This window comes from Dietzia sp. E1, from assembly GCF_014145015.1.
Classification (GTDB): domain Bacteria; phylum Actinomycetota; class Actinomycetes; order Mycobacteriales; family Mycobacteriaceae; genus Dietzia; species Dietzia cinnamea_A.
Map to the genome: position 1 here is coordinate 1 of NZ_JAALDU010000089.1, position 6236 is coordinate 6236.

The 6236-nt window shown below is 72.0% G+C and carries 8 protein-coding genes; 3 read left to right on the forward strand and 5 right to left on the reverse strand.

From position 1 onward, the window contains the following. The coding region (locus tag G6030_RS03880; RefSeq protein ID WP_182642264.1) for an FAD-dependent oxidoreductase at positions 1-1000 on the reverse strand (1000 nt) is incomplete at its 3' end. A 79-nt stretch (positions 1001-1079) separates the two neighbouring features. Here G6030_RS03880 and G6030_RS03885 point away from each other — a divergent pair. The 3 genes from G6030_RS03885 to G6030_RS03895 all read left to right on the forward strand — a co-directional run bounded on the left by G6030_RS03885 (position 1080) and on the right by G6030_RS03895 (position 3945). Then, on the forward strand, positions 1080-1496 hold the full coding sequence (locus G6030_RS03885) for a rhodanese-like domain-containing protein (RefSeq protein WP_007629445.1): 417 nt from the start codon (positions 1080-1082) through the stop codon (positions 1494-1496). 78 nt (positions 1497-1574) lie between these two features. Continuing rightward, positions 1575-2792 (forward strand): O-succinylhomoserine sulfhydrylase, encoded by a 1218-nt coding sequence (locus G6030_RS03890; protein ID WP_182642265.1) that lies wholly within the window; start codon positions 1575-1577, stop codon positions 2790-2792. Positions 2793-2796: 4 nt separating this feature from the next. After that, complete coding sequence (locus tag G6030_RS03895) at positions 2797-3945, forward strand: hypothetical protein (protein WP_187701516.1); 1149 nt, start codon at positions 2797-2799, stop codon at positions 3943-3945. A 46-nt stretch (positions 3946-3991) separates the two neighbouring features. Here G6030_RS03895 and G6030_RS03900 read toward each other — a convergent pair whose 3' ends face one another. From G6030_RS03900 to G6030_RS03915, 4 genes are all read right to left on the reverse strand, one after another. After that, positions 3992-4621 carry a hypothetical protein gene (locus tag G6030_RS03900; RefSeq protein WP_182642266.1) on the reverse strand — a complete coding sequence of 210 codons (630 nt, stop codon included), beginning with the start codon at positions 4619-4621 and terminating at the stop codon, positions 3992-3994. 176 nt (positions 4622-4797) lie between these two features. Beyond that, positions 4798-5301, reverse strand: coding sequence for a hypothetical protein (locus tag G6030_RS03905; protein WP_182642267.1), 504 nt, complete (start codon positions 5299-5301; stop codon positions 4798-4800). Then, on the reverse strand, positions 5298-5945 hold the full coding sequence (locus G6030_RS03910; protein ID WP_182642268.1) for a S26 family signal peptidase: 648 nt from the start codon (positions 5943-5945) through the stop codon (positions 5298-5300). Before G6030_RS03910 ends, G6030_RS03905 begins: the two co-directional genes overlap by 4 nt. Continuing rightward, the coding region (locus tag G6030_RS03915) for a hypothetical protein (protein WP_206680888.1) at positions 5945-6236 on the reverse strand (292 nt) is incomplete at its 5' end. The genes G6030_RS03910 and G6030_RS03915, both read right to left, overlap by 1 nt.

Genomic DNA, 6236 nt, shown 5'->3' on the forward strand with positions numbered 1-6236 from the left:
CCGTGGCCGCGGCCGCGCCGGACGCCTCGGCCCCGGCCGGCGCGGGATCGGGTTCGGTGATCTCCAGTCGCAGCCCCGAGACCCGGCCGTCGTCGCCCACGATCTCGACGGGGGACCGGTGGAAGCGGAACCGCACCACCTTCCCGCCGGCCGCGAGCGCGGCGGCCTCGGCCTCATCCGCCGTCTCGAGCCCGGCCTCACGCTGCGCCCCGACCCATTTCTCGAGTTGCGCGCACACCTGCCCCGCCCGGCGATCGCCGTCGCGGAGGGCGCGCGCCTCGTCGTCGTACTCCAGGTCGTCGGGATCCACCACCACGGTGACGCCCTCCACCTTGGCCATCTCCCGCAGCTCCAGGGGCGTGAACTTGGCGTGCGCCGGGCCACGGCGCCCGATCACCGACACCACGCGCGTCACATTGGTGCCGAAGCCGTCCCGCACGTGGGCGGGGATGTCCGTCGGCTCGAGCTGCTCAGGACTGCGCACCAACATGCGCGCCACGTCCAGGGCCACGTTCCCCACGCCGACCACGGCCGCCCGCTCGGCGGTGAGCGCCCACTCCGGGTGCGAATCGGGGTGACCGTCGTACCAGGTCACGAACTCGGCGGCCCCGTACGATCCCTCCAGGTCCTCGCCCGGGACGCCCAGCCGACGGTCGGTCAGCGCGCCGGTGGAGAACACGACCGCGTGGTAGAAGCGCCGCACGTCCTCCACCGTCAGGTCGCTGCCGAACTCCACGTTGCCCAGGAACCGGATGCGCGGATCCGCGGCGATCCCCTCGAGCGTCCGCGCGATGCCCTTGATGCGGGGGTGATCCGGGGCCACGCCGTGACGCAGCAACCCGTACGGCACGGGCAGGCGGTCGAGCAGGTCCACCACGATCCCGCGCCCCGACGGATCGCGCGAGTCGCTCCAGTCCAGCAGGGCCTCGCACGCGTACACGCCCGCCGGGCCGGACCCGACGACGGCCACACGGTAGGGGTGATCTGTGAGCGGCGTCATATCCGGATCGTCGCACAGAACGGCCACCCGGGTACCTCGACCCCGCCGATCGGGCGTCGGGGGAGCATAATCGACACCCATGAGCGACTACGCCGGGGACCTACCGCCCCGCCAGGCCTGGGAACTGCTCGCCTCCGATCCCGACGCCGTGCTGGTGGACGTCCGCACGAGCGCCGAATGGCAGTGGGTCGGCGGCGCCGATCTGTCGAAGCTCGGCAAGCGCACGCTGGGCATCGAGTGGATGACCTCGGCGGGCCAGCCCAACGCCCGGTTCGTGGAACAGTTGGCCGAGGCGGGCGTCGAGCCCGACGCGCCCGTGCTGTTCCTGTGCCGCAGCGGACACCGGTCGGCGGCCGCGGCCCGGGTCGCCACCGCCGCCGGATACGGCGCCGCCTACAACGTGGCCGGCGGCTTCGAGGGCGACCCCGACGCCGAGGGGCACCGCGGCACGGTCAACGGCTGGAAGGTCGCGGGCCTGGCCTGGCGCCAGTCCTGACACGGCCCGCCCCCACGCCCGGCCCACACACCCGGCCTGCCCACACACACGCACGCACGAGAACACAGAAAGCAGCGGATGAAGAACAACGAGCTCCCCGACGGTCTCCACCCCGACACCCTGGGGGTCCGCGCCGGCCAGATGCGCACGGCCTTCGAGGAGACCACCGAGCCGATGTTCCTCAACTCCGGCTACGTGTACGAGTCCGCCGAGGCGGCCGAGGCGTCGTTCAACGGTGAGAAGCAGCGCTTCGTCTACTCCCGCTACGGCAACCCCACCGTCGCGATGTTCCAGGAGCGCCTGCGCCAGATCGAGGGCGCCGAGGCGTGCTTCGCCACCAGCTCCGGCATGTCCGCGGTGTTCGTGGCGCTGGCCGCGCTGTGCGGCAACGGCTCCCGGCTCGTGGCCTCCCGCGCGCTGTTCGGCTCCTGCTACGTGATCTGCGCGGAGATCCTGCCGCGGTGGGGCGTGGAGACGGTGTTCGTCGACGGCGCCGACCTCGACCAGTGGCGTGAGGCGCTCAGCGAGCCCACCGACGCGGTCTTCTTCGAGACCCCCTCCAACCCCATGCAGGAACTGGTCGACGTCCGCGCGGTGTGCGAGCTGGCCCACGCCGCCGGTGCGCAGGTCGTGGTGGACAACGTCTTCGCCACCGTCCTGCACCAGAAGCCGCTCGAGCTGGGTGCGGACGTGGTGGTGTACTCCACGACCAAGCACATCGACGGCCAGGGCCGCGTCCTCGGCGGCGCCGTGTTGGGGACCGAGGAGTACATCTCCGGTCCGGTGCAGAACCTCATGCGCCACGCCGGGTTCGGCATGAGCGCGTTCAACGCGTGGGTGCTGGTCAAGGGCCTGGAGACCATGGGCCTGCGCGTGGAGCGGATGTCCGCCAACGCGCTCGAGGTGGCGCGGTTCCTCGAGTCCCACCCGGCGGTGGACTGGGTGACGTACCCGATGCTCGAGTCACACCCCCAGTACGAGCTGGCGCGCGCGCAGATGTCCGGCGGCGGGTCCGTGGTGACCTTCGGGTTGAAGTACGAGCAGGGCGACGACGGCGAGGGCGGCCACGGCAAGAAGGAGTGCTTCGCCCTGCTCAACGCGCTTCAGGTCATCGACATCTCCAACAACCTGGGCGACGCCAAGACCCTCGTGACCCATCCTGCGACGACGACCCACGCGTCCATGGAGCCCGAGGCCCGTGCCGCGGTGGGGATCGGCGACAACGTCATCCGCCTCTCGGTGGGCCTGGAGTATGTTGGAGATCTGATCGAGGACCTGCGCCGCGGTCTAGACTGACGCTATGAGCGTCCTGGGTGGCGGGTCGCGGACGAGGGTGGCGGTGCTACCCGCCGCACATCCGGCCGTGCGCCGCATCATCGGCCTGGACGGGGCCGAGCACGTGGAGCTCGTGCCCGTGCGGCCCGGCGTGGTCAACGGGCACACCCCGGCCGAGGCGGTGACCCCCGCCGAGCTCGACCCGGACTCGGACGCCTCCGGCGAGATCCACCGGGACGCCGACCCGCTGCGGGACGTCGATCTGGTGCACGTGCACTTCGGCTACGACTACCTCGAGCCCGAGAGCGTGGACGGCGTGGTCGAGCACCTCGAGACGGCCGGGGTGCCGTTCGTGCTGACCGTCCACGACATCGTCTACCCGACGCACGAGGACGAGCTGCCGCACCGGGATCACACCGGCACGCTGGTGGAGGCCGCGTCCGCGGTGATCACGCTGACCGAGGTGGCGGCCCACGAACTGTGGGTGCGGTGGGGCGTGGAGCCGGTCGTGGTGCCGCACCCGCGGCTGCTGGACGAGGCGGAGATCTCCGCCGCCGTGCGCGCGGGCAAGCACCTGCGCGGGCCGGACGACCCGCTCGTGGTGGGGGTCCTGCTCGAGCGGATGGGCGAGAACATCGAGGGCCCCGAGCTGTTGGACCAGCTCGCGCCGGTCGCACAGGGCCGCCGCGGCGCCCACCTGCGGATCGTGGTGGAGGCGCAGGCGTGGCGCGACGCGTGCGGCGAGGACCGCGAGGCCGGCGGGCACCACCTCGTCGCGGAGCTGGCGGCCGAGGGCGGCTGGGAGTCGGTGCGGTTGGTGCGTTACGAGTCGCTGGATCTGGGGCCCGTACTGCCGGAGTTCGCCGCGCTCGACGTGTGCGTCCTGCCGTACCGGTTCGCCACCCACTCGACGTGGCTGGAACTGTGCCGCGACCTCGGGGTCGCGCCGGTGTTCCCGTCGGTGGGGTTCCTGCGGGACCAGTGGTTCGACCGGTGCGACCCGGGCGAACACTCGGGAGAGGTGTACGACCCGCGTGATCCCTCCGCGGTGGCGGTGGCCGTGCGCGCGGCGTCGGAGGATCCGCGGGCCGTGCCGCCGCGGGTGGCGGGCGCCGATCCGGAGACCGTCGTGGCCACCCATGCGCGGATCTACCGTGAGGCCGCCGGCGGCTGAGAAGGCGACCGGGCGGACGGCACGGTCGGGTTATTAAGCGGGCGGCTCAGGCGGTGGCGTCGCTGCGGGCGATGTCGACGGGCCACGCCAGCGTGAGGACCGAGTCCGGCGCCGGGGAGTCGGCGTCCATGCTCAGTTCGAGGCACACGGTCACCGCCGCGCCGGGTGTGGTGCGGGTGGCGCCGGGCAGGATCAGCGGGACGTCGGAGGTGGGGGCGTCGACGGGCACTGGCTGCTCACCGTCCCCGGCGAGGACGTTGTCCGAGTCGAGGCGGAAGGCCGGCGCCGCGCAGGCCCCGCCGCGGGAGGCGACCGCCCGGATCCGCACGTCGGCGGCGGCGGCCGGGTCGCCCTCCACGAGGACGCCCTCCCCGATCGCCACGTGGGCGTCGTCGCGCGAGTCGACGCTCGTGCGGAGGGTGAGCGGTTGGTAGGCCGAGCGGTCCCGCAGGCCGGCCGTGTCGACGCGGACCGGGAAGTGGCCACCATAGGAGGAGATGGGCGCGGTCCAGGTGGTGCCGAAGTCGGTGGACGCCTGCACGGACCAGGCGGAGCTGCGGAGCTCGGACTCGCGGGCCTGCTCCTCGCGGTCCTGCAAGATCATCGTGGCGGCGAGGGCGCAGGCGGAGGAGGCGGCGAGGCCCACCAGGGCGGTGGCCGCGTGCCTGATCCGCATGACTCCTCCGAACGTGCGCTCTGCCGGAGGTCGGTGCAGGGGAGGGGACCCTGGTCACGCGATGCGCGGTGACTTCCGGTTCATGAAGAATATTGCTGACGCGGCCGTATTCGTTACGCCTCGTCTCGGCGTGTGGCCAAATTCACAGGTGCTCCGACTGGCGGCTCACGGCCCTTTCATAGGACGCCGAGTAGTTTTTCGCAGGCGACGCGCACAGGGAGCCCGAGAAGCAGGAGCTGGGATGCCCGGTATTGGTTGCCCGGGCCGGTCCAGCTCCCCACTCGCGCCACGACAGACAGTGTTACCTGAAGGTCGAGTATCGCAGGTCGCGCTGTGTAGACGTAGCTAGTCTCGTGGACTTCGCCCACCACTCGTGAGCCGGCCGAGATCTCGTAGACGATCGGCACATTCTGGGGTAGGCCGCGCGGTCTGGTCCACGAGAGCTCCAGCTGGTTTTCCAGCAGGCTCAGGCCTAGGAGAGTGGCACCTTGGCTGCACTCGAGGTTCTGGACCGGGCCGAGCGTTCCCGCGGTGAACGAGGCCGTCGCCTGCTCCTCGTCGACCCAGGCGGCGTCGGTGTTGCTCAACGCGCCGGCCCCGCCGAGCAGGGCCAGCGCGAGCGCCCCGATCCCGATGAGCGCGATCAGGCACCGGTGCCACGGCGTGAAGACGGTGATCATCCCGACCGGCCCGTGTTCTGAGGATCGGCGGGATCGGCGCCGGAGGCGGGGTGGTCGTCGTTGTCGTCGTCGTCGTCTTCGTCGTCCTCCTCGTGGCCTTCCTCGTCGCCGCGCGTCCACACCGACCACCCCACCAGCAGGCTCGCCGCGACGGTCAGGCCGGCGAGCACCACCGGGTTGCTGAACTGCTGGATCACGGGAGCGCCGCCCGGCACCGAGAACAGCACCAGCTTCACCGTCGAGGCCGCGTAGGGCCCCGGGTCGTCCGAGTCGTTGGCGTCCCCGCGCATGTCGAACGCGACCGCTCCGGTCACCGGGTCCGAGTCGATGATCCGGACGACCCGGTGGGTGACGGGCAGCTCGCCCTCGCCGCGCTCGACCGTCACGATGTCACCGGGCGACATCTCGGCCGCCGGGATCTGGCGCGCGATGGCGACGGAGCCGGCCGGGATCGTCGGGCCCATCGACCCGGTGCGGAACATGAGGATGCCGATATCGAAGACCACGGCGAGCACGACGAAGGCGATGCTCACCGCGCCGAGCGCCGCGAGGACGGTGAGGCCGATATCGCCGAGCCTCCCGATGAGGCCGCGGCGGGCAGGGCGGACGGGTGCCGCGGGGTCGGCCAACTCGAGCTCGCTCATCACATCTCCGTCCGGACGGACCGCGCGGCCCAGGTCCACGTGTGGGTGAGCGCTCGCCCCTGCACCGCGCTGGGGGCGTCGGGCGAGAGGCGCACGCGGAAGCAGTAGGCGAGAACGTCCTCGCCGCCCGGGCCCACCGCCTGGGTCGACGTGCCCTCCCGGCGGCTGGTCATCGCGACCGAGGCGGAGGGGCTGCCGTGGACGTAGTCCGCCGAGTCGGTGAACGCCGAGACGTCGCAGGCCGGGCCGGCGGGCGTGTCCGGCGCGACGACTACCGCGTACTCCAGCGAG